General features: G+C 45.9%; 22 protein-coding genes. 9 read left to right on the top strand and 13 right to left on the bottom strand.

The window, feature by feature from the left end:
* Nucleotides 1-4: 4 nt before the first annotated feature.
* Genes BFP76_RS01750 through BFP76_RS01740 form a run of 3 tightly spaced genes read right to left on the bottom strand, consistent with a single transcriptional unit; the run spans nt 5 to nt 3034 of the window.
* The gene (locus BFP76_RS01750; protein ID WP_099591444.1) at nt 5-1177 is read right to left on the bottom strand and encodes a DegT/DnrJ/EryC1/StrS family aminotransferase; all 1173 of its coding nucleotides are present in this window, start codon (nt 1175-1177) and stop codon (nt 5-7) included.
* Complete coding sequence (locus BFP76_RS01745) at nt 1178-2107, bottom strand: NAD-dependent epimerase/dehydratase family protein (protein WP_133117371.1); 930 nt, start codon at nt 2105-2107, stop codon at nt 1178-1180. It abuts the gene before it with no gap.
* Between the two features lie 9 nt (nt 2108-2116).
* A complete protein-coding gene (locus BFP76_RS01740; protein WP_133117370.1) occupies nt 2117-3034 on the bottom strand; it encodes a hypothetical protein in 918 nt (305 codons plus the stop codon).
* A 193-nt stretch (nt 3035-3227) separates the two neighbouring features.
* On the opposite strand from BFP76_RS01740, the gene BFP76_RS01735 reads away from it, so the two are divergent.
* From BFP76_RS01735 to BFP76_RS01710, 6 genes are all read left to right on the top strand, one after another.
* Nucleotides 3228-3842 (top strand): ribonuclease D, encoded by a 615-nt coding sequence (locus BFP76_RS01735; protein ID WP_099591441.1) that lies wholly within the window; start codon nt 3228-3230, stop codon nt 3840-3842.
* Entirely contained in the window at nt 3809-4474 is a 666-nt protein-coding gene (locus BFP76_RS01730; RefSeq protein WP_133117369.1) for an LPS export ABC transporter periplasmic protein LptC, read from the top strand. Before BFP76_RS01735 ends, BFP76_RS01730 begins: the two co-directional genes overlap by 34 nt.
* A gap of 27 nt (nt 4475-4501) precedes the next feature.
* Nucleotides 4502-4957, top strand: coding sequence for a lipopolysaccharide transport periplasmic protein LptA (gene lptA / locus BFP76_RS01725; protein ID WP_165775628.1), 456 nt, complete (start codon nt 4502-4504; stop codon nt 4955-4957).
* 1 nt (nt 4958) lies between these two features.
* A complete protein-coding gene (lptB, locus tag BFP76_RS01720; RefSeq protein WP_099591438.1) occupies nt 4959-5714 on the top strand; it encodes an LPS export ABC transporter ATP-binding protein in 756 nt (251 codons plus the stop codon).
* Nucleotides 5715-5963: 249 nt separating this feature from the next.
* Entirely contained in the window at nt 5964-6542 is a 579-nt protein-coding gene (gene hpf / locus BFP76_RS01715; RefSeq protein WP_099591437.1) for a ribosome hibernation-promoting factor, HPF/YfiA family, read from the top strand.
* Between the two features lie 27 nt (nt 6543-6569).
* On the top strand, nt 6570-7034 hold the full coding sequence (locus BFP76_RS01710; RefSeq protein ID WP_099591436.1) for a PTS sugar transporter subunit IIA: 465 nt from the start codon (nt 6570-6572) through the stop codon (nt 7032-7034).
* A gap of 7 nt (nt 7035-7041) precedes the next feature.
* Here BFP76_RS01710 and BFP76_RS01705 read toward each other — a convergent pair whose 3' ends face one another.
* From BFP76_RS01705 to cysQ, 8 genes are all read right to left on the bottom strand, one after another.
* The gene (locus tag BFP76_RS01705; RefSeq protein ID WP_099591435.1) at nt 7042-8493 is read right to left on the bottom strand and encodes a nodulation protein NodH; all 1452 of its coding nucleotides are present in this window, start codon (nt 8491-8493) and stop codon (nt 7042-7044) included.
* Nucleotides 8493-10193 carry a DUF5927 domain-containing protein gene (locus tag BFP76_RS01700; RefSeq protein WP_099591434.1) on the bottom strand — a complete coding sequence of 567 codons (1701 nt, stop codon included), beginning with the start codon at nt 10191-10193 and terminating at the stop codon, nt 8493-8495. The genes BFP76_RS01705 and BFP76_RS01700 overlap by 1 nt, the downstream gene beginning before the upstream one ends.
* The gene (locus tag BFP76_RS01695; RefSeq protein ID WP_099591433.1) at nt 10193-11203 is read right to left on the bottom strand and encodes a glycosyltransferase family 2 protein; all 1011 of its coding nucleotides are present in this window, start codon (nt 11201-11203) and stop codon (nt 10193-10195) included. Before BFP76_RS01695 ends, BFP76_RS01700 begins: the two co-directional genes overlap by 1 nt.
* Before the next feature lie 23 nt (nt 11204-11226).
* Complete coding sequence (locus BFP76_RS01690; protein ID WP_133117368.1) at nt 11227-12450, bottom strand: glycosyltransferase family 4 protein; 1224 nt, start codon at nt 12448-12450, stop codon at nt 11227-11229.
* A 40-nt stretch (nt 12451-12490) separates the two neighbouring features.
* Entirely contained in the window at nt 12491-13381 is an 891-nt protein-coding gene (galU, locus tag BFP76_RS01685) for a UTP--glucose-1-phosphate uridylyltransferase GalU (RefSeq protein WP_099591529.1), read from the bottom strand.
* A 72-nt stretch (nt 13382-13453) separates the two neighbouring features.
* On the bottom strand, nt 13454-14677 hold the full coding sequence (locus tag BFP76_RS01680; protein ID WP_099591431.1) for a glycosyltransferase family 2 protein: 1224 nt from the start codon (nt 14675-14677) through the stop codon (nt 13454-13456).
* Entirely contained in the window at nt 14674-15456 is a 783-nt protein-coding gene (locus BFP76_RS01675; protein ID WP_099591430.1) for a 3-deoxy-manno-octulosonate cytidylyltransferase, read from the bottom strand. The genes BFP76_RS01680 and BFP76_RS01675 overlap by 4 nt, the downstream gene beginning before the upstream one ends.
* 1 nt (nt 15457) lies before the next feature.
* Nucleotides 15458-16255, bottom strand: coding sequence for a 3'(2'),5'-bisphosphate nucleotidase CysQ (gene cysQ, locus BFP76_RS01670; protein WP_099591528.1), 798 nt, complete (start codon nt 16253-16255; stop codon nt 15458-15460).
* 116 nt (nt 16256-16371) lie between these two features.
* Between cysQ and BFP76_RS01665 the strand changes: the two genes are divergently transcribed.
* Nucleotides 16372-17202: an ABC transporter permease gene (locus BFP76_RS01665; RefSeq protein ID WP_099591429.1), complete on the top strand. Its 831-nt coding sequence runs from the start codon at nt 16372-16374 to the stop codon at nt 17200-17202.
* On the opposite strand, the gene BFP76_RS01660 is transcribed toward BFP76_RS01665, so the two are convergent.
* Nucleotides 17199-17801, bottom strand: a complete 603-nt coding sequence (locus BFP76_RS01660; protein WP_099591428.1) for an alpha-ketoglutarate-dependent dioxygenase AlkB family protein — start codon at nt 17799-17801, stop codon at nt 17199-17201. The two genes, BFP76_RS01665 and BFP76_RS01660, sit on opposite strands and share 4 nt — an antisense overlap.
* Before the next feature lie 254 nt (nt 17802-18055).
* Here BFP76_RS01660 and dnaK point away from each other — a divergent pair, with 254 nt between their 5' ends.
* Nucleotides 18056-19951, top strand: a complete 1896-nt coding sequence (gene dnaK, locus BFP76_RS01655) for a molecular chaperone DnaK (RefSeq protein ID WP_099591427.1) — start codon at nt 18056-18058, stop codon at nt 19949-19951.
* Between the two features lie 71 nt (nt 19952-20022).
* Nucleotides 20023-21159, top strand: coding sequence for a molecular chaperone DnaJ (dnaJ, locus tag BFP76_RS01650; protein ID WP_099591426.1), 1137 nt, complete (start codon nt 20023-20025; stop codon nt 21157-21159).
* Between the two features lie 51 nt (nt 21160-21210).
* Here the strand turns inward: dnaJ and BFP76_RS01645 are convergent, their stop codons facing one another.
* The gene (locus BFP76_RS01645) at nt 21211-23472 is read right to left on the bottom strand and encodes an NADP-dependent malic enzyme (RefSeq protein WP_099591425.1); all 2262 of its coding nucleotides are present in this window, start codon (nt 23470-23472) and stop codon (nt 21211-21213) included.
* Nucleotides 23473-23610: the final 138 nt, after the last annotated feature.

Genomic DNA, 23610 nt, shown 5'->3' with positions numbered 1-23610 from the left:
TATCCTACTGTTTATCCGCGACATCTTGCACAACTTGGCGCAGGCGCGCCAATTGTTCGGGAATGGGGTGATGGTGATTACCCACGAACAGACCATCAACATCCACATCCTGTGCCGCGGTGATGGTGCTCCCGACCGAATGGGGCAGCTTTTCAATCACGGGGTTATTTAAAAAATTACCGGTCACAATCGGGCGGCATTCAATTTCGGCAGCTTTGAAAGCATCAACCAACAATGAACGCTTCCCTTTCATTTTTCCTTTTAGGATCATGGCAAAGCCAAACCAGCTACTCTCGCCGCGCTCTTGTTGGATATCAAGAAAATCAAGGTCGTTGAACATGTCCTGAAATTGTTTACCGTTTTTGCGCCGCTCGCTCACAAAACCATCCAATTTCGCCAATTGCGGAATGCCCAGCGCACCCTCCATTTCGATGGGTCGCAGATTGTATCCAGGCAGCACAAATCGAAACTGACGCACGAATGGATCAGGGTCGAGCGGTAAATGTGTATCAGATGGCAAATCCCGCACCCAACCATGCGCACGCATAGACAACATCGTATCATACATTTTGCGATCATCGGTGATAACCACGCCACCTTCCATGGTGCAAATGTGATGTGAAAAGAACGTCGAAAACGTGCCGCAAAATCCAAATGCGCCCGCCTGTTCGCCATCATATTTCGCACCCATTGATTCACAATTATCTTCCATTAACAACAAGTTATGTGATTTACATAATGCGCGTAATTTATCCGCCTCTACTGGGTTCCCCAGCAGGTTCACCGCAAACACAGCCTTGGTGCGTGGGGTGATCGCCTGTTCAATTTTGTTCAGATCAATATTCAGCGTTTCTGGATCAATATCGACAAAACGCAGCATCAAGCTCGATTGCGTAATTGGGAAGTAGGTTGTTGACCAGCTGACCGCAGGCACCAACACCTCATCCCCTGGGCGCAAGCCTAAATCTGGATGATGAAACGCCGATGAAATCGCTAGCAGGTTGGCGGTTGAACCGCTTGATGTCATTATCGCGTATTTTTTACCAAATTTGTCCGCGAACTTTTCTTCGAATTCGCGCACTTTCGCGCCCATGGTAAACCGATCAGATGCAATCACATCTTGTAGCGCGGAATGTTCGGCGTCATCCCATGTGGTATTCGCGAGCGGGTAAAACATTTATTGGTCCTGTGTCTGCATTTGAAATTTTTGAACAATGCGTTCTAAAGCTTGGTTAATAGGTGTGACGGGTCCCCATCCGTGTTTTGCGGCGATGCTACTATCCATTTGTTTGGCCATCATGCCTTCTGGTTTGCTGGTATCAAAGGTAAATGTACCTTTAAATGAAAAAAGCTCTGCAATCATTTGATAATATTCGAAAACTGAATGATCTTGACCGTATCCAGTATTCAAATATGCGGGCAATTCATGGCCCTTGTCGATATTTTGCAAGATAAAACGCGCCAAATCATCAACCAGTAAAAATTCGCGCCGCGCGTTTCCAGATCCCCATATTTCAACCGTATCCTTATTATCATTCACCGCTTCAGATATCTTGGTTACAATTGCGGCAATCAAATGGCTGGCATCTGACCCAAAATGGTCATTCTCGCCAAATAAATTACACGGGATCAGTGTTTTGTAGGCATAACCACTTTGCGTGGAAATATATTCACATAAACGCGCACCCGTGATTTTTGACAGGGCATACCCCTCGTTTGTGGGTTCAAGCGGCGCTTGAAGAATATACTCTTCTTTCAACGGTTGTTTGTAATCCTTGGGATACATGCAAGACGAGCCCAGAAAAAACAGACGTTCTATTTTTGCTTTGTAGGCGCCCATGATCACAGCATCATTAATTTGCAGATTTTCTGCCAAAAACGCCACCGGATGGGCGATATTCGCCTGAATACCACCAACGCGCGCCGCGCCGTGAATAACCGCATCGAATTCGCCATTTTGCATAAACTCTGCAACAGCATCGCGATTGGTTAACATCAATTGAGAACGGGTTGGCGCAATGATTTCGTGTTGAGGAAATTCGCGAACAGCAATGGCACGCAAACTTTGCCCCAACATGCCGCTTCCGCCAGTTAATAAAATGCGCACGAATATCCCCTAGTCAGCCAGATTATCTGGCGTTGTAATTGTGTTTAAACCTTCCATGCGCTGAATATAATACCAATCATCGTCATACCCATAGGTTAATTGTTGAATGCGTTCTGGCGTCATCACATCGTGGTGGCGTGGCATTTCACTGCTTGGGTAGTTTTCGGTATATTCATGCATGATCTTGTTCATATCATCGTCTGCGATATCGGGTGAATTTGCCAGATATTCGTGCAACAATTCGCCACCTTCCAGTGACAAGCCAGTGTTTATCGGGCGTGTTTCGATGCTAAGCTTTTCGGGCTCTGAAAACCCGGTCATTTCACCAATCAACCGGCGTGAAATATCGTGAAGCTCTTCGTATTTCCACACGGTAAAATTGACATCAGGCACGGCAGTAAACAATTTTTCAAATGTTGATGACCAGCGAAATCGATCAATATCCATGCGCTCGATGTATTTTTGAAACGGCATAGATTTTTCAAACCTTGCGATTTCGCTATAGGCGGAAATGACAAATTTGGCAGGATTGCGAATTCCAAAAAATATCCGCAGTGAATCGTTTTCGAAAATCTCGCGCAGGCGAATGCATCGTGATGTTAACGGCGCATATGCCTGTGCATTAACAATTGGGGCGCGAATGGACCCTGCAATGCTATTGGTCATCACAACCAATCGTTTTGGGTTTTCGACATCACCGGCAAGCTTTTGAATAAACTCTTCGCGTGCCTCTGATAATGGTTGGCCTTTGTTGGTGTTTACAATCATTTGCGACACTGCGGATGCACCGGCCTTGGCCGTTGGCACAACGATGTTTTCGCCCGCCAAAAGTTCAGCATTTTGCAACATACAACGATTAAGATAATGCAACGCCACCCGATGTGCGCCGAGAAAAAAGCTTACTTCGATCTGGTCAGGTGTGCTCACGTTGAATTTGCCTTTGGTTGTCATTTATTAGTTAGGTATAGATTGATAAATTTCAGCGTCTAGCCATCGAAAAAATCCTCATAACGCACATGAAACCTAAACAACACGACAATGGCGAGTTGATTATACCGAAAAACACCGTAAATATAGAGCCTTGCGATTAATTTAACGCGGCGACATTAAAAGAGCGAAAATGACGAACTATTTGCACAAGGGCGATTTGCCTGATGATTTGGATCTTGGCCCAGTGGTGGCGATCGATACTGAAACCATGGGGTTGAACCCACATCGCGATCGATTGTGCGTGGTGCAATTATCCGCAGGAAATGGCGACGCGCATGTGGTCCAAATCGCCCAAGGTCAAACAGAGGCACCAAACCTGTGCAAATTGTTTGCCAATCCAGATCAGATCAAACTGTTCCATTTTGCCCGTTTTGATATCGCGGCAATTGAAAACCATTTCGGTGTGCGTACCGCGCCCGTCTATTGCACAAAGATCGCATCAAAACTGGTGCGGACATATACGGATCGACATGGTCTTAAAAACCTGTTGCAAGAATTGCTAAAGGTGGATGTATCCAAACAACAACAAAGCTCTGATTGGGGAGCGGATGATTTAACCGAGGCGCAAATTGAATACGCCGCAAGTGATGTGTTGTATCTGCATGGTTTAATGGATGAGCTAAACATTCGCCTGAAACGCGAACATCGCAGCGAAATCGCACAGGCTTGTTTTGATTTTCTGCCGACACGGGCAACATTGGATCTGGCTGGTTGGCCGGAAACCGATATTTTCGCACATATGTAATCGTGGCACAGAAAGATACATATTCCAAATTTGTCGCGATGGCGAAATTCGTTTTGCCGGTTGTCGCCGTTGGATTATTTGGCAGTATCTTTTTGTTCACAAAATCTGATGCAATCCGCGAAGGATTGATTTTTACCAATGCTGAAATGGCAGAATTGGCAACGGGACAAAAAATCACCAAACCCCATTTTGCAGGCGTCACCCAGTCGGGCGAAGCATTTACCGTGTCCGCCAAAGAAGCGTTACCAGATGCGCCCAGCCCCGAGCGCATTGATTTGATTTTCCCCAATGCCGAAATCAATACCAAAAAAGGGTTAAACATTATTTCCAAGGCAACGGACGGTGTGATCAACATCAAAAATAAATCCGCGACCTTAAGCGGTGACGTCAGCATGGATACATCAAACGGATATTCCGCACGCACGCAACATTTGGTATTTGATTTCAAAACCGGCAATGCACAAAGCCCGAATAAGGTGATTGCACAAGGCCCAATCGGATCAATCGAAGCAGGCTCACTCGAGGCAATTCAAAACCTTGATATTGCGCCGCAAGGCGGACAAGCAGTTCTGCTGTTCAAAGGGGGGGTAAAGCTGATATATACGCCCACAGAAACCAACAGTGCCGAGTAGATAATGAAACACATATTGATCGCATCAATGACATCGCTTGTCCTTTTTTCATCGCCCATCGCGGCGCAAACTGGCGTTTCATTATCTGGACCAACCCACGACACTCAGCAACCCGTTCAGGTTACTGCCGATAATTTAACCGTCCAACAGGCCAGTAATTCTGCGATTTTCGAAGGAAACGCCAAGGTCGCACAGGGCGTTGTGCGATTTGGCGCTGACAAAATTACCGTGCATTATGATGCAACTGGTAAAACAGTGTCCGATATTGTTGCAAATGGTGCGGTGGTTTTTACTAATGGCGCTGAATCAGCAGAAGCACAGAACGCCAATTTCAATGTGAATTCTAATATGGTCATTTTGACAGGGAATGTATTGTTGTTGCAAGGGTCCAACGCAATTTCTGGCGATACGTTACGCTTGAACCTAACAACCAACCAGGCGACGGTTTCTGGAAATGTAAAAACCGTAATTTCGCCCAACTGAAATGGAAAATGACGCGCAACATCACGATAGTCTTTCAGGTGGCTTAACAGTTGCCAGTTTGGGTAAGTCGTACAAAGAAAAAATTGTGCTACGTGATGTTAACCTGTCATTAAACCGTGGCGAAGTTGTTGCTTTGCTGGGTCCAAATGGTGCAGGTAAAACAACCTGTTTTTATGCCATCGCTGGATTGGTCGCACCAGATTTGGGTACCGTCATTGTTGATGGCAAGGATGCCACGCATTTACCAATGTATCGTCGTGCAAACCTTGGGCTTGGCTATCTTCCGCAAGAGGCCAGCATTTTTCGCGGCTTGTCGGTCGAAAAAAATATTAGTTCTGTCATCGAACTTTGGGAACCAAATCGCCGTAAACGTCGTGCACGATTGGAACAATTACTGGATGAATTTTCCATCAACCACATCCGAAAATCACCCGCGGTCGCATTATCTGGCGGTGAGCGGCGGCGCGTGGAAATTGCGCGGTGTTTGGCCAGCAACCCGAATTATGTCCTGCTTGATGAACCATTTGCGGGTGTAGATCCAATTGCCGTGGGCGATATTCGCGCACTTGTTTCACAGCTTAAACAACGCGACATTGGTGTATTGATCACCGATCACAATGTGCGCGAAACACTCGAAATCGTGGATCGCGCGTATATTTTGCACGATGGCGTCGTTTTAATGAGCGGTACCCCAAAAGAAGTGGTCGCAAACAAGGATGTGCGGCGTGTCTATCTGGGTGAAGATTTCAAAATTTAGATTTCGTTAACTTGGAATCAGTGTCAATTTCTACATTTTGCAACGCAACTATCTGCCATAAAATTTTGAAAATCAATATTGTTTGGTAACTGTTTGAGTCCTAGATTAGTGACATGTCTATCCAAAAAACACACGATTACCCGTTCATTTGACCGATGTCATCTGGGGGGAGTGCGTGATGAAACAACAAAAAAGGAGGATAAAAATCACGATAGACACCCCATCGCTACCATAAAAACAGGAGAATTCATGCGATATCAAATCAGTGGAAAAAAACTCGACATTGGCGAATCACTTCAAACCCATGTGAAATCAGAATTGGGCGAAGTTATTGAAAAATATGCCGAAAGACCTACCGACGCGGTAATTACTTTTTCCAAAGACAGACATGAATTTCTATGTGAATCGACCATTCATTTGTCCACGGGACTTACGGTTAATGCACATTCGCGCGCCAATGAGATATATGAATCTTTTGATATTTGCGCCGAAAAAATGGAAAAACAGCTTCGCAGATACAAGCGCAGATTGAAGGATCACCACAATACACGCACAACACCAGTTGAGTTTATGGGCGCTTCGTCGTATATCCTCGCCAGCGAGGGAGATATTGCAGAGGCGAGCGAACCTGAATCACTGCAACCCATAATTGTCGCGGAAATGGAAACGAAGATTAAATCGCTGTCCGTTGGGGAGGCTGTCATGCAAATGGAACTAGCCGACGAACAGGTATTGTTTTTTAAAAACGAAGGCCACAATGGTTTGAATGTGGTGTTTCGGCGTAAAGATGGGAATATTGGTTGGATTGACCCCGAAAATATGAAATAGGGGCGGCCTAACGAATAGAGGCATAAAATGGAACTGAAAGACATTCTGGAAAAAGACGCAGTGCGGTTTGTTCAATCGACAAGCAGCAAAAAGCGACTGTTACAGGATATCAGCGAGCAGGCGGAATCAAACTATGGCATCAGTGCCGAGGTTGTTTTGGCTGCTTTGCTGGAACGTGAAAAGCTTGGCTCAACAGGCGTTGGACGTGGCGTGGCGATTCCACACGCGCGTTTTGATGAAATTGACCGAGTTTTTGGTCTTTTCACACGTTTAGAAAAACCAGTGGATTATGATTCAATGGACAGTCAGCCTGTTGATCTTATCTTCACCATTTTAGCGCCCCAAAAAGAAGGTGCAGAGCATCTGAAAGCGTTGGCATTGGTATCGCGCACATTACGTTCGGAAAACATTTGTGCCAAACTGCGCGCAAATAGCGATGCGAACACCCTGTATAGCCTTCTGACAGAAGTGATGACTCATCAAGCGGCCTAACCTTTGGTTAGGCCCAATCCTTAAATCCAAATCGATTATAATCAATTTGATACGCAGCGCGCGTTAGCTTTTCAATTTTCGCGTCGTAAATTTCAGCAAGCGTAAACATTTGATCTGGCTGATCTGGATCTGGCAATCCAATTGGTTTCAATCCCAGTTTGGATTCAATGAACGCCATCGAAATTGCAAGTTGATCTGGTGTGACGATCACATCTGGCTGTACCCATTCCGACAGACCCGCAAGCACCGAAAACTGGCTTGCCCAGCAAGGATCAATCCGCGCACGGGTTTGTCCATTCAAATTACCCTTAAGATATTTCAAAAAACATGCGAACGCTTTGGCGTGTTGATCAGCCGAATATCCATCCCCAAGAAGCGTTTCGCGTGAAGCATTTTCCATCTGTTCATCCGATGGCAATGGCGCATCATAATATTGAATAAGGTTTTTGCGAATCCAGGGAAACACCGACGCGCCGTTTAAAAAAATGTGATCGTAAAATGCCTTATATGCGCGATCGACAGGGTGATCCAAAACGCTAAACACTGATCGGATATTGCGCGATTTCAACCACTCGTTCAAAACTGCTTTGTTTTGATTATTGGATACGGATGCATCATGCATCTTCATCCATTTCAAAACCTGATCGCGTTGACAATTCCCAATGGGAAAATACAATAATGGCGATGTGTCACCACAATAAAATTGTTTCACATCCAATTGATATTTCGCACCAGACAGGGATGCTTCGCGCAAGCTGGCGAAATCCATTGTCGCGATTGATTGCATCATCTCGTCAAAATTAGATACTTTTTGCGATAACGGTTCCGGATTTTGACGCGCCATTTTTTGCGAAAGGGTTTTTTGCATTTTGCGCGCACCAATAAATCGCGCAACACCGTTCATCACATCCAAATCATTCAAATCTTCGTATTTCAAACGAAACGCTGATTGCCCAGATGTTTGCAGCGTTTTTTCGATATGGTCCGTATTGGCATCGCGTTTGGCGACAAAGCTTTTAAATTCGTCTGCATCAAATTCTACCACCGCTTTTTTGCGTTTATGCAGATCCCCCATTTTCCATTGATCGGTTTGTTCTGCAATTTTTTGCGACACAAAACTGTCCACCGGATTGCGGGTTAAAATAATTTTGGCACATTCGTCGTCTTCCAAACAAAAATCCAAAACCCGTTGATCATGTTCAGAAAACAATCGAAACCCTGGCAATGTGTCACTCACGGTTTCAACCAAGTTTCGAAGCAGCAAAAACGGATCGCGTTCGCGGGTTTTTAAATCCATTTCAACAACAGATTCTTTTAACGGATAACCCACAAAACCCGGATTGAACAATTCGCCGTGGCACGACAGTTCATCAAACCCGTTGATATGGCTTTCAAACAAATTTGATCCTGTGCGCATTTCCGCCAACAGAATAAAATATTTGAATTTTCCATCTGACATTATTGAACCAACTTTGGTGTGCTGCGTGGTTGTTTATCCGCTTGTTTTTCCGCCGCTGGTTTCGCCAATGGCACAGTTTCCAACGTAAGTCCTGCATTTTTTAAATCACGAAGCGCTTTGTTCACGCCATTCAAATCAACCATTTTTGGCATATCAAGCAAAGCGTGTTTTGGTGCATCGCCCAATATTTCAGTCGCTGCATTCAAAATTTGTTGCGGATTTTCCAACACATCCTGCAGATCAAACGTACTTACACTTGCACTTGTGCTGGATTGTTCCAGTTCAAGCAGAAATGCACGTTCCATATCTTGAAGCTGTCGTGCATAAGATGGCACATCTTTACCCACCTTTTTCGCGGCAAGGTATTTCAAAATCCAACCTTCGCGAATGACAATGATATGCGCATTTTCATCCTGTGTAAGACGTGTTCGCACCGCTTGATGATCACGTAGATCAAATTGAAAACAATGTTTGTTTTCGCGATCATTCCACAAAAGATTTTGCAAAAAACCATAGGGGTTGCGATTTCGGATTTTCACATTGCCATCCAACCCGCCCAAGAAATTTTTCGCACCAGTTGCGAATTCAACTCTTTGACGGTGAAATAAATGCCCGTGGCAGACCATATCGGATGATTTGCAAAGCCAATTCACGATATCAGGATATAAATCGTTCAACCCATAATACACGGCAAATGGCGCCACCGTTTGCCCGCGTGAACCAGCGTAACCACCTGGAAACCGTCCTGCGTTAAAATACCCAACACCCCCCGATGTGCGTTGTGCAAGGGCCGCTTCAAAATGTTCATCGATTGATTTTGCGCCCACCTTTGACATTGGTACTTTGTCACGATCGGACGCTAGCAATTGCGCATACATTTTATCCGCGCCAACCCACACTTTGCGCACAAAAAATGCATCGGATTTTGAAATGGCATCAAGGTGGTCGTCATACAAAATAAATGGTTTTCCCTGTGCGTCGAATTTCGCAAATGTCAGGCTGCGCGATTCAATGCGTTCAGAATGGTTGCGCACCAGTGTTTGAAAATAGGATTCATCTGGTATCCAGCAATGTTTGAAATATGAATCATTCACGGCGCGATTTGGATCATTCACAATCAATTGCAACGTTTTCCCAGTTAAACACCACCACTGAGATCCGGTATGGGGTTCAATATGTGTTGGGATTTGCCGGTTAACACCAAGAATCCGCTGTGCCTGAACCAATTTGTCAAATGTAAACCGGTTTCGTTTCCATGACACTGGAAAATACAATGTGAACCGTTCTTCGTTCAAACCGTCTTGAACCCATTTGTCCTTTTCAACCGATACCGATTGAATAAAATCCGTCGCTTTGTGACGTGACAAGAAATGTTTGAATTGTTTGATCGGCCTGATCGGCAAACAAGAACCAGAAATTAACGCGACATGCCCAATGTTTGGATGCTTTTGTAATAACAATTCTGCGGCGCTCAGGCTTGCCTGAACCAACGAAAAACGACCCCATTCGCAATGAATTGAATCCGTGAACATGACATGTTTATTGGTCTTGAACTGATCGCGGAGCGCATTGGATTCTTTTGCGGGGGTATGTGCATCGATATGTAAACTGATTGCACAGTTTTGCTTTGCCAAATATTCCACAAGCGCACCAACACGGTGTAAATTTTCATGCGCGAGTATGACAAAGCCAAGCTCCATTACGCCCAATCTCCAGAGGACATCAAACCAAGGGATTCCAATTGGCGCCAATCCTTGTATTTAACAGATTGCCCATTCCATAAATCGTTTTTGCCCCCACGGTGTTTTGAATAGGAATTGTATTCACGGCTGGCCGCATAATGTTGTTTTCTGGCCAATTCTTCTTTGGTTTTAGTGCTGAACATTTCCAGAAATTTCGTATGCACCAAACAACCAGACGCACGCTGTCCCCCGTTATGGGCGTAAACCAAATTCAAGCTGCGCGGTAACAGGTTATGTGTCGAACTGACAAAAACATTTCCTCGTTTCCATTTCACCAATGGAATTTTATTTAAAGCAGGCGCAAATGCTGGACGTCCAGCAAAAAATCCACGCTGTCGCGCACCCCCTTGGATCCACAGGTTTCCATATTTACGGTTGCGTTCATAATAATAATTTCCCGTATCGAAATGGTCAGAAACAGTCATCGGATTATCACCGGGGCGGTAATGCGCCTCTGATATTTTTCCTTTGGGGTAGGTGTCCACCAATTGCGTCCCAAAACTACGGGTGGAGGATTGATCCAGCCAATGGGTCAACGCCTGAATGGGTCGGGTATCACAATGAGGATATACAAAAAATTCATCGACATCGACAACCAAGCACCAATGCCCCACCGCATAGGCACCCAACAAACCGTTCAACCAATCCATTCCAAATCCAGCGCGTTTATAGCTTCGCGTGGTGTGCCACACGGAAACGTCTGGCTGGCTTATCAAATATTCAAGCGTACCATCGTCGGAACCATTATCGACAAAACAAAAGTGGTTCACGCCAAGTTTGCGATAATATTCAAAAAAGAAAGGGAGCCTGATTTTTTCGTTTCGCACAGTGGAAAACAAAATCACATCGTCTTCACGAATCTTGGAAACATTCAACGCAGCAGGCGTCAGCTCTCTGCGTTTACGCAGTGATCTGGCCCGTCGGCGTTTGCGCTCTAATCGCAATCTATATTGATCCCAAAACTTCATGATGACCCTAAATTGGATACTGATTATGGAATTTCTGCGGCGAACACCGTATTAAAATGTGCCCGCCAAGTTGATTCATCAATTAATTTCAATTCATTGGCCGTTAGTTTTGCTTGTTTTTTACCAATTTCCAAGCGTGTTTTGATTGCCGCACACCATTGGTCAACATCTGTTGCAGATACATAAGTTGGATATTCGCCAACGCACTCACGAAACACCCCAAGATCGCTACAGATAACAGGGGTGTTTTGCGCCATTGCTTCGATTGCGGGTAATCCATATCCTTCGGCAAAGCTTGGAAATAACAGTGCATGCGCACCACTAATTGCCGCCATAGCTGTTGTATCGGGCAACCCTGATTTTTCAAAAATGTTCACCTCGATTTGTGGTGAGTTATCCAAAAAACCAAAAGTGTCGTGGTTATTCCAACCGCGACGACCAATAACGAATAGATCGGGCATTTTGTCGGGCGCCAGCGCTGTGTTTAGCTTTTGCCAAACATCGAATAACACCTTGTGGTTTTTGCGGGGTTCAATTGTACCCAAAATCACAAAATACGGACGGTCATTTCCAAAGATTTCCGCACCCTGATCATTGTTTTTATTGATGCCAAGTTTCGCGACACAAATTTGCGGAACCGCGCCCCATTTGGAAAAATGATTGTTCACAGTTTCCTTGGTGTGATGTGAATTGACAATGATCCTGTTGGCAAATTTTTGAGCGACTTGCATCTTTGTCTTGAATAACGCCGGCGTATCTGCACGGCAATATTGGGGATAATCAAGTGGGATCGTGTCGTGAATAAATACGTGAATATCTGTACATCCTGCGTCCTGAATTTGCTGAAAACAACGCTGGGACAGGTTCGAATGCGCTGTATTGTAATACTCAAATCCATTGGGAAAAGAATTTCGCAAAACGTTTGCAAGCTGGCGCCATGTGCCAAAAGATTTGGCCACATGTCGAATTTCGCTTCGCAATTTTCGTTGGTCATGATCCAATCGAAATCGTATGCGATCGATGCCTTTTGGATTGGGCAACATCCTTTGCGATACCTTGTCTTTCAACGCGGCAAATTCAGTGGGTGTAATTAGCGCAAAATTTCGCCCCATCTCGGTCATAAACAACGCATCGGGAAACCTTTGACCAACTTCGTCAATATAGGCCAGCTCTACCCGATCAACGCCAGTAACCAATCCTTGGCTCATCCTTGAAACGGTGCGCGTAATGTCCAATAAAACTGTCAACAGCGCTCCATTTCATCGCCAAGCGTACAATTATGTAAATCTATTGTGCGGCGCGCGGTGTTTCAACCATTTGCACGAGATAGTCCATTAATTCATCACGCAAATCATCACGGGATAGCCCAAATGAAATACTTGCCTGTAAAAATCCAGCCTTTGATCCACAATCAAACCGTTCGCCGTCAAATCGAAAACCATAAACGTTTCCGCGTTCACGCAATTCGGATGCGATTGCATCGGTCAGCTGAATTTCATTTCCCGCACCTTCACGCGTAATTGCCAAGTGATCCAAAATTTGAGGCGTGAGGATGTAACGGCCAATCACCGCCAAATTCGATGGTGCCTTATCCACATCCGGTTTTTCAACCAAACCTTTTACAGATATCAGTTTTCCATCGTCGTGTTTCACATCCAATATGCCATATGCATTGGTGCGGTTCATCGGGACTTCCATTGCGGCGATAATGTTGCCGCCCGTTTGTTCATGTGCGTCCATCATTTCCTTAATGCATGGTTTTTCAGATGCAATAACATCATCTGGCAAGATCACTGCAAACGGTTCATTTCCAATTATGCGCCGCGCACATAAAACCGCATGGCCCAGTCCCAATGGCTGTGTTTGGCGCACATATGAAATTTCGCCGCAATTCATCGACGATTTATAACATTCCTCCAATAAATCCCATTTTCCACGGGATTTAAGAGAATTCTCCAATTCTGGGGCCGCATCAAAATAGTCTTCTAGGGCGGATTTTCCGCGTGATGTCACGAAAATAAATTCTTCGATGCCGGCATCGCGTGCCTCATCAATTGCGTATTGAATTAAGGGGCGATCAACCAACGTTAATATTTCTTTTGGAATGGATTTGGTCGCTGGCAAAAAACGTGTTCCCATTCCAGCAACGGGAAAAACAGCTTTGGTAATTTTGGGCATTGTGATCATCCTTTTGACAGTTACGCCAAGGAATAGAATCATTTTTTTAAGGATCGGTTTTCGATCAAAATATTATCTGTGCGAACTGTCTAAAATTTTCGAAAAATCGCGCTGATCAGTCAGCAGTTTTTGTTCGCGTTTCGCACGCGATGCAATTGAATATGGGCAAAAAATCGGATCGTTCCGATCAGATCGACCATACACGCCACCGGTTTGCACCCAAAACCCCCGCACATCAAAATACCGATGATGGAATAACGTTGTATGGGTAAAACAAAAAACCATTGTGGGAATGCCTTGCTCCGCCAAAATTTTAGCCCGCTTTACCAAGCTGTTCCAACGTAGCAACGATCCAACAATTGCAACGCCATTGGTTTCGTTTGTATTTGTTGCTGGTAAAAATTCGGGCGTGTTTTGCACAGACAAATTGCATTTCGCATCACCAATTTGTGTACCTTGTGAAATACCATCATCCAACGTTTGAAGCAGTTTAATCTTTTCTGCATTGGTAATTTTCGTGCCAGAAACAAATGTGGTTAATCGGCGCTCTTGTTCATCACGAAACAATTGTATTGTGTCCAAATCACCGTATTTTTTTAAAAAATATGCTTTGCTAAACCCAATTTGAAACAAGGTTTTCGGGGCACGGTTTACACCGCGCATAAGGCTCGCGGCATAACCATGTTGCACCTCTGCCAGGGGAACAATCGCGGTTTTCCAACCAGCACGCCCCATTCGCAAGGTTAATTCTGTTTCATCCAAATAAAACGCAAAGTTTTCATCAAAACCACCGAGATCGACGACACCAGTCTTTCGAAATGCACAATTTGTTCCCTGAACTTTGGCAAATCGCTCACCACATGAATGGATACTGATATCGCTGCACTCTTCTCGTTCCAACGGATAATCATTTCCATTCATATCGGTTTCAAGTGCGCGCCATTGAAATGAAATCCCGTTTCGTCCGCGCACATATCCACCCGCAACACCAATATCAGGGTTTTCAAAAGGTGCGATCAAACGTTCCAGCCAGCGCGGCTCTGGAATTGCATCGTCATCACAAAACGCGATGATGTCACCTGCGGCAACTGCGATGCCCAAATTCCGTGCCTTTGAAATGTTCGCCTCATCAAATTTCACAAATTTGATATTCTTCGATGTTGGCTCATGATCCGCGACAACGATAATTTCAAAATTTGCATATGATTGAAATCGTAATGCGGAAAGAATCCGCGCCAATCCATCGGGGCGCCCATGGCTTACAATTATGATGCTGGCGGGCGGGGTGAATTTCATTCGATGCCCAGCGCCAACAAAATTGATTCAACACGCGGCACATCTTCTGGATTGTTAACCTCCCAAAATACGCAACCTTTTGCATCAACTTCGACACATTGAATATGGCGACCTTCGGCCAAGAAGCGCATTTGTTCCAAACCTTCTTGGCGTTCTAACTGGGATTCCGGCCAATTGGCATATGCGCGTAAACTTTGTGGACGATAGGCATAAATTCCACAGTGGTGATATACCTCTGCGTCGGGGTTTTCCGCATATGGAATGACCTCTTTGGAAAAATAAAGTGCACGGTTGGTTTTATCAAACGCAGCAGTTGTACCACCCACAAGCCCATTCATACGATCATTTTTCAACTCGGCCACCATTTGTGCATCACAGCGCAAAACCGGGGTTGCAACATCGGCCAAGGGCGCATCATGCAATCCATCAATCAATGCGGGAATAAACCATGACGGGGTCAGGGGTGAATCGCCTTGCAGATTCACCACAATTTCGAATTCTTCACCCAATGTTTCATAAGCCTCTGCGCACCGTTCAGAGCCGTTTTTCGCAGATGTTGATGTCATAACAACATCTGCACCAAATCCCGTTGCCACATCTTTGATGCGATCATCATCGGTTGCAATCACAACACGTGCGTTTGGTACCTTTAACGCAGCTTCCCAACTGCGTTGAATCAGAGGTTTTTCAATGCCAGTTGCACCGCGCAACATGGCCAGCGGTTTTCCATTAAACCGACTGGAACCATAACGCGCGGGAACAACGACAAGAACAGACATGTTACGCCGTTTGCAACGCCACACCTGGCGCATAGGCAATGAAGAACGGATTTTCAAAAATGGGTTTGCCGTAGGTTAGTGGTTCGTGATTATCAAATCGCACAACATCGCCACCTGCGCCCAACAAAACCGCGTGACCCGCCGCCGTATCCCATTCCATTGTGCGCCCAACTCGAGGGTACAAATCCGCCTCGCCAGTTGCGACCAAACAGAATTTCAAAGACGAGCCCGCAGCGGCACTATCTTTAACAGAATATTTATTGATGTAATCCTCGGTTGCTTGATCGCGGTGCGATTTAGAGGCAACAATGATCAAATTTCCATTGTCGGGTGTGGATACAGAAATGGGTTTCGTTTCACCGATTTTGTTGGCATCGTGATCGCCGAATTCTTCCACGGATTGGCCGGTTGCATCAGTATAAAACAACCGTTGTTTTGCAGGTGCATAAACCACACCAGCCACAGGTTTACCATCCACAACATAGGCAATGTTCACCGTGAAATCACCGCGACGGTGGATGAATTCCTTGGTTCCATCCAGTGGATCAACAATAAAAAAAGTGTTTGCGGTTTCGTTATGTGTGTTGGATTGCTCTTCGGTTACAATCGCGACATCTGGGAATGCATTGCGCAGGCCTGCAAATATATGTTTGTCCGCTGTTTCATCTGCGATTGTGACAGGGCTTTCGTCTGATTTCGATTTCACTTCAAAATCGTCGCTGTTGTAAACATCCATGATCAAGGCCCCAGCCTCGATCGCGAGTTTACGGATTATTTGCGTGGTTTGTTGCATGTCCATCAAAGATATCTTTCTTTCGTCAAATGTTAACCGCAGTTGAATTACCATGACATATGATCACATGACACCTAAACAGCAAGTCGCCATTGGCAAATTTCAGTAACTTGCATTAGATAATGAGCATGATGTTACCAACAAACCAAAAAAAATCGAAACTGTCGAAAACGATTTCGTTTTTCGAACTGTGCTATCATTCGATTGTCCGCAATGTACGCAAGGGCCATTCAAATGCGGTTCAAGGTTTGATTATGGACGTGCTGCAAAACCTGTTGTTGGTTGTGTTCTTTGCCCTGTTCATTAGCATTCTTGGCATGCGAAGTGTTGCCGTGCGCGGGAACTTTATCCTTTATGTAATGACTGGGGTGTTTTTGTATCTGAGCCATGTAAAGGTGATGGGCGCGGTGCGAACGGCGGCCAGCCCAACCGATACAATGTTGAAACACGCACCTGTCACCATGTTGCTTAATGTGATTTCTGCTTCTTTTTCTGCGCTTTATATCCAAATACTTTCGATGGCAGTTCTATTATTTGCCACGCATGTGTGGTTGGAGCCCGTGACATTCTATAGTCTAAAGGGTGTGGTGCTTTGCTTTTTCCTTGCGTGGTTATTTGGTATCGCGATGGGGGTGCTGTTTTCGTCTATTGGGATATTCTTTCCCAAACCAATGACGATTATCACCACAGCATATACGCGCATGAACATGATTTTCAGCGGTAAGATGATGCTCGCAAATAGCATAAGACCCGCACTTCTGCCTTGGTTTACATGGAATCCCCTGTTTCACATCATTGATCAGGCGCGTGGGAATGCGTTTATCAACTATGTTCCGCGCAATACCAATTTGACCTATGTTTGGGTGGTGCTTTTGATCGCGCTTGTACTTGGATTCATGATTGATCATTGGGCACGAAAATACGCATCACAAAGCTGGAATGCACGGCGTTAATCAACCACACGCAAAGTCAAGTTTAATCGCCCATGTGCATTGAACAAACGCGAGCTAGCAAATTTAATCCGATCGACCCCGTGATATGCCAAACGCGCATCACCCCCCATGACAACAACGTCACCCGAATCCAACCAGATCGATTGCGTCTTGCCGCCTCGTTGCGTTCCACCAACACGAAACAGCGCGCTATCGCCCAGTGAAATGGATAACACGGGATATGAATAATCCGCTTCGTCATTATCTTGGTGCAATCCCATTTTTGCACCTTCGCCGTAAAAATTAATCAAACAACAATCTGGTTCGCGTGATGTTGATACCAAGTTTTGCCAAATCGAAAGCACACTATCTGGAATGTCTGGCCATGCCGTTCCATTTGGATGGTGGTCAATGTAACGGTATCCGCTTGCATCAGAATGCCAACCATATTTTCCCGCAGCGCTCATACGCACAGACATTTGTGCACCGGTTTTTACACTGGGCGAAAACATCGGCGCGGCGCTGACAACTTGGCGTAAATCTGTTGCCAATTGTTGTTGATCCGCGCTGGACAAGTAAGATTTATAAACCTGAAATCCTGCTAGATCCAAAAATGGCATTGTTGCATCCTCAAATTCGTAAAATATTGCCCAAATTTATTACAATTTAACCAATATCAGCTTTCATTCCGCGCGGCACGACGAATAAAGGTGAAAATATTCACAAGTTGACAAAAACGTGGGCTTTCACGGCTTGCAGACATAGGTTGTGTCGCCTATATAACATTTTGCCCATTTAGGGGCTGAAAAGGGATAGAGGCTGGGTGCCGCAACAGGGCTCAGCGTCCACAAATCGCCAAAAGAAGGAAACGATCATGGCTAAAGTTATTGGTATTGACCTAGGAACGACAAACTCCTGTGTTGCGATCATGGATGGATCACAGCCAAAAGTTGTTGAAAACGCCGAAGGCGCGCGCACAACCCCATCTATCGTTGGTTTTACCGATGATGAACGTCTGGTTGGACAGGCCGCGAAACGCCAAGCGGTAACAAACCCAGAAAACACATTATTCGCAGTGAAACGCCTGATTGGCCGTTCCGTGAATGATCCCTCCGTTAAAAAAGACCTCAAGCACCTGCCATACAATGTTGTTGATGGCGGCAATGGTGATGCATGGGTTGAAGTGAAAGGTGAAAAATATTCACCATCACAAGTATCCGCATTCATCCTTGGTAAAATGAAAGAAACCGCAGAAAGCTATCTTGGTGAAACAGTAACGCAAGCCGTTATCACTGTTCCTGCGTATTTCAACGATGCTCAGCGTCAAGCAACCAAAGATGCTGGTAAAATCGCTGGCTTGGAAGTTTTGCGTATCATCAACGAGCCAACAGCCGCGGCACTTGCATATGGTTTGGACAAAGAAGGTGGAAAAACCATCGCGGTATATGACCTTGGTGGTGGTACATTCGACGTATCCATCTTGGAAATCGATGATGGTTTGTTCGAAGTGAAATCAACCAATGGTGACACTGCCCTTGGTGGTGAAGATTTCGACATGCGTATCGTTGAATATTTGGCCGACGAATTCAAAAAAGAAAACGGCGTTGATTTGTCCAAGGACAAAATGGCGTTGCAACGTTTGAAAGAAGCCGCCGAAAAAGCAAAGATCGAGCTGTCTTCCAGCCAACAAACAGAAATCAACCAACCGTTCATTTCAATGGATCCAAAAGGCGGTCAGCCGTTGCACTTGGTATTGAAATTGACACGTGCAAAATTGGAAAGCCTTGTTGCTGATCTTATCGCGCGTTCGATGAAACCTTGTCAGGCCGCATTGAAAGATGCTGGTGTTTCCAAAGGTGAAATCGACGAAATCGTTTTGGTCGGTGGTATGACACGTATGCCAAAGGTTATCGAAGAGGTAACAAAATTCTTTGGCAAAGAACCAAACAAAGGTGTGAACCCTGACGAAGTTGTGGCCATGGGTGCTGCAATTCAGGCGGGTGTTTTGCAAGGCGACGTGAAAGACGTTGTATTGTTGGACGTGACCCCATTGTCATTGGGTATCGAAACATTGGGCGGCGTATTCACACGCCTGATAGATCGCAACACAACGATCCCGACCAAGAAATCACAGGTGTTCTCTACTGCGGAAGACAACCAAAATGCTGTGACCATCCGCGTGTTCCAAGGTGAACGCGAAATGGCTGCGGATAACAAAATTTTGGGTCAGTTCAATCTGGAACAAATTCCGCCAGCACCACGTGGTATCCCACAGATCGAAGTGACCTTTGACATCGACGCCAATGGTATCGTTTCTGTTTCAGCCAAAGATAAAGGCACGAACAAAGAGCAGAAAATCACCATCCAGGCATCTGGTGGTCTGTCTGATGACGATATCGAACAAATGGTTCGCGACGCCGAGGAAAATGCCGAAGCGGATAAAGAAAAGCGCGAATTGATCGAAGCCAAAAACAGCGGCGAAGGTTTGTTGCACGCCACTGAAAAATCTTTGGAAGAGCATTCAGACAAAGTTGATCCAAGCACTGTCGAAGTGATCGAAATGTCCATGGCAAATCTGAAAGATGCACTTGAAACAGACGACGCTGGCAAGATCAAAGCACAGATTCAAGACCTGCAAGAAGCAGCAATGAAACTGGGCGAAGCGATCTATAACGCGCAAGCAGGTGAAGGCGACGAAGACGAGCCAAAGCCAGTTGACGACGATATCGTTGATGCCGACTTCGAAGACCTTGGCAAAGAAGACCGCTAAGATCACAGTGAACGTAACCACATGTTGGTTGGCCAATTCGTTTGGCCGACCAACGCCATAGTGGAGGCGATATGTCAAAACGTGACTATTACGAAATTCTGGGTGTGGCCAAAGGCGCATCTGAATCAGAGCTGAAAAAAGCCTATCGCAAAAAAGCGATGGAACTTCACCCCGATCGCAACCAAGACAACCCAGAAGCAGAAGCACAATTCAAAGAAGCCAATGAGGCTTACGACGTTCTCAAGGACCCCGAAAAAAAAGCAGCATATGACAACTATGGTCATGCCGCGTTCGAGGGTGGCATGGGCGGCGGCGGCGGTTTCCGCGGGCAGGGCGATTTTGGATCGGCCTTTTCCGATGTATTCGACGATCTGTTCGGCGATTTCATGGGTGGAAACCGTGGCGGTGGCGGGCGGCGTGCAACGCGCGGCTCCGATTTGCGATATAACCTGAATGTATCTTTAGAAGAAGCATTTACAGGCAAACAGCAAACCATTTCGGTAAACGCATCCGCATCCTGTGACACATGTTCGGGAACAGGTGCCGCCAATGGTTCGGAACCATCTGGATGCCCGACATGTTCTGGCATGGGTAAGGTGCGTGCACAACAAGGTTTCTTTACCGTTGAACGCACTTGTCCAACCTGTTCAGGGCGCGGCGAAATTGTAACCAACCCATGTAAAACGTGTTCAGGTACAGGCCAAACACAGCGTGAACGTTCACTCAGCGTGAATATCCCCGCCGGTGTAGAAACAGGCACGCGCATCCGTCTAGCGAATGAAGGCGAGGCGGGCACGCGTGGTGGGCCATCTGGTGATTTGTATATTTTCATCAATGTGGCCGATCATGAATTGTTCGAACGCGAAGGTTCAAATTTGTTCTGTCGTGTCCCGGTCAGCATGCGCACCGCCGCATTGGGTGGCGAAATAGAAGTGCCAAACATTGATGGTGGGAAATCACGCGTCAAGGTTCCCGCAGGTGCCCAATCAGGCAAACAAATGCGCCTGAAAGGCAAAGGTATGCCAGCGTTGCGAGGCCACGGCAGCGGTGATTTGTATCTGGAAATCGCGGTTGAAACACCCGTGAACCTGACCGCAAAACAAAAAGAGCTGTTGAAAGAATTCGATGAACTCTCTGTGGATAACAATCCAGAAAGTTCGAATTTCTTTGGCAAGGTTAAATCATTTTGGGATGGGATGAAGGGTTAAACCTTCATCGCCAATTCAAAAAATTCGAAGGGCCTTTTGGGCCCTTCTTTTTTATCCAACGTCACATGCGGCCATCACGGCCATATTCAAAATGTCGTTCACTGTCGCATTCACAGAGCAAAGCTGAACAGGTTTATCAATACCCGTCAGGATCGGCCCGATCATGGTCGCCCCACCCATTTCCTGCATCAATTTGGTTGAAATCGATGCTGAATGGCGTGCTGGCATCACCAAAATATTTGCAGGTGCCGACAGACGTGCAAACGGATAATACTTTTTGCGCAATGCATCATTAAGCGCGACATCAACGGTCATTTCGCCTTCGTATTCAAAGTTCACGCCGCGTTTGTCCAACACATCAGGTGCCATTGACATTTTTTCTGCGCGTTCTGATTTTGGATAACCAAAATTGGAAAAGCTGACAAATGCGACGCGCGGATCCATACCCATTTTGCGTGCCACTTCGGATGCGCGTTCGGCGATATCTGCCAAATCTTCGGCCTCTGGCCATTCGTGCACCAAACTGTCAGCGATCAAAACCATACGCCCTTTGTGCAACATCGCATTCACACCGATTGCACCATCACCCGGTTTAGCATCAAACACGTGGTTAATCTGATTCAAACATAGCGCTGATTTGCGCGTTGCACCCGTGACCATGCCATCCGCATGACCATGCGCCACAACAAGTGCTGCGAACACATGGCGGTCACGCGATGCAAGTTTGTGAATATCGGATAAATCGTAACCATCGCGCTGCAAACGATTATACAAGAAATCTTTGTATGTTCGCAGGTGATCGGTGGTAGCAGCGTTTAAAACTTCGATATCTTCAAACGCTTCTCCCATGCCTGCTTGTTCAAGTTTTTCTTTCACATCCGCATCACGGCCAACAACAATCGCACGACCAAGCCCTGAGCGCACATAAGCAACCGCCGCACGCAATACCCGTGGATCGTCGCCTTCGGCAAAAACCATTGTTGCCTGCGTGTTACGCGCACGTTGGAACATCGCTTGCAAGAATTGTGCAGATGGATCCAAACGTGATTTCAGATCAAGCGTATATCGATCCATATCAATGATCGGACGGCGTGCCACGCCTGTGTCCATTCCCGCCTTTGCAACCGCTGGTGGGATGATGTGAATAAGGCGCGGATCAAATGGTGTTGGGATAATATATTCCGGCCCAAATTGAAGTTTTTTGCCATAAGCAAGGCCGACCTCATCTGGCACGTCTTCACGTGCAAGTGCGGCCAAGGCTTGTGCACAGGCGATTTTCATTTCGTCATTGATTGAACGCGCATGCACATCCAACGCGCCACGGAACAAATATGGGAAACACAAAACGTTGTTCACCTGATTTGGGTAATCCGAACGCCCAGTGGCCACAATCGCATCAGGGCGCACAGCGTGTGCATCCTCTGGTGTGATTTCTGGATCAGGGTTTGCCATCGCAAAAATCACAGGGCTCTTGGCCATAGATTTCACCATATCCTGCGTCACCGCACCTTTGGCAGATACACCAAGGAAAACATCGGCATCTTTCATCGCCTCTTCCAATGTGCGCATTTCTGTTTTGATCGCATGGGCAGATTTCCATTGGTTCATACCCTCGGTGCGGCCTTGGTAAATGACGCCTTTGGTATCGCAAATGATGCAATTTTCATTCTTTGCACCCATACGTTTGATCAATTCCAAACAGGCAATTCCAGCGGCACCAGCCCCGTTCAAAACGACCTTCACGTCTTCGATTTTTTTACCGCTGATGTGCAACGCGTTTAACAAACCAGCGGCACAAATCACCGCTGTTCCGTGTTGATCATCATGGAAAACGGGAATATCCATCAGCTCTTTGAGCTGTTGTTCGATGATGAAACATTCAGGCGCTTTGATGTCCTCTAAATTGATGCCACCAAAACTTGGCCCCATCAATTTCACCGCGTTAATGAATTCATCTGCATCTTCGGTGTCCAATTCGATATCAATCGAATTTACATCGGCAAAACGTTTGAACAAAACCGCCTTGCCTTCCATCACGGGTTTGGATGCCAGCGCACCCAAATTTCCAAGTCCCAAAATTGCGGTACCATTTGAAATGACCGCAACCATATTTCCCTTGGATGTGTAATCATAAGCAAGCTCTGGATTTTTACCAATTGCTTCGACGGGAACGGCAACACCAGGTGAATAGGCAAGCGACAGATCGCGCTGTGTGCTCATTGGGGTTGATGCAATTACTTCGATTTTACCAGGTGTTGGTTCAAGGTGATATTGCAACGCTTCTTCGTCAGTTACACGTGATTTTCCGCTCATTTGCTTTTCCATCTAAATGATAGTTTAATATTAAACTAATGCCGATTTGTTATTCATACTTCCTTTGTGCAAAATTAACAACCTTGTGCGGCGCAACATGATCCATCATGCCCAATCACAGTTGTTTGCAGTCTAATA

This window comes from Paramylibacter kogurei (genome assembly GCF_002742285.1).
In the GTDB taxonomy this organism is placed as follows: domain Bacteria; phylum Pseudomonadota; class Alphaproteobacteria; order Rhodobacterales; family Rhodobacteraceae; genus Amylibacter; species Amylibacter kogurei.
This window is presented reverse-complemented; position numbering and strand designations above follow the sequence as displayed.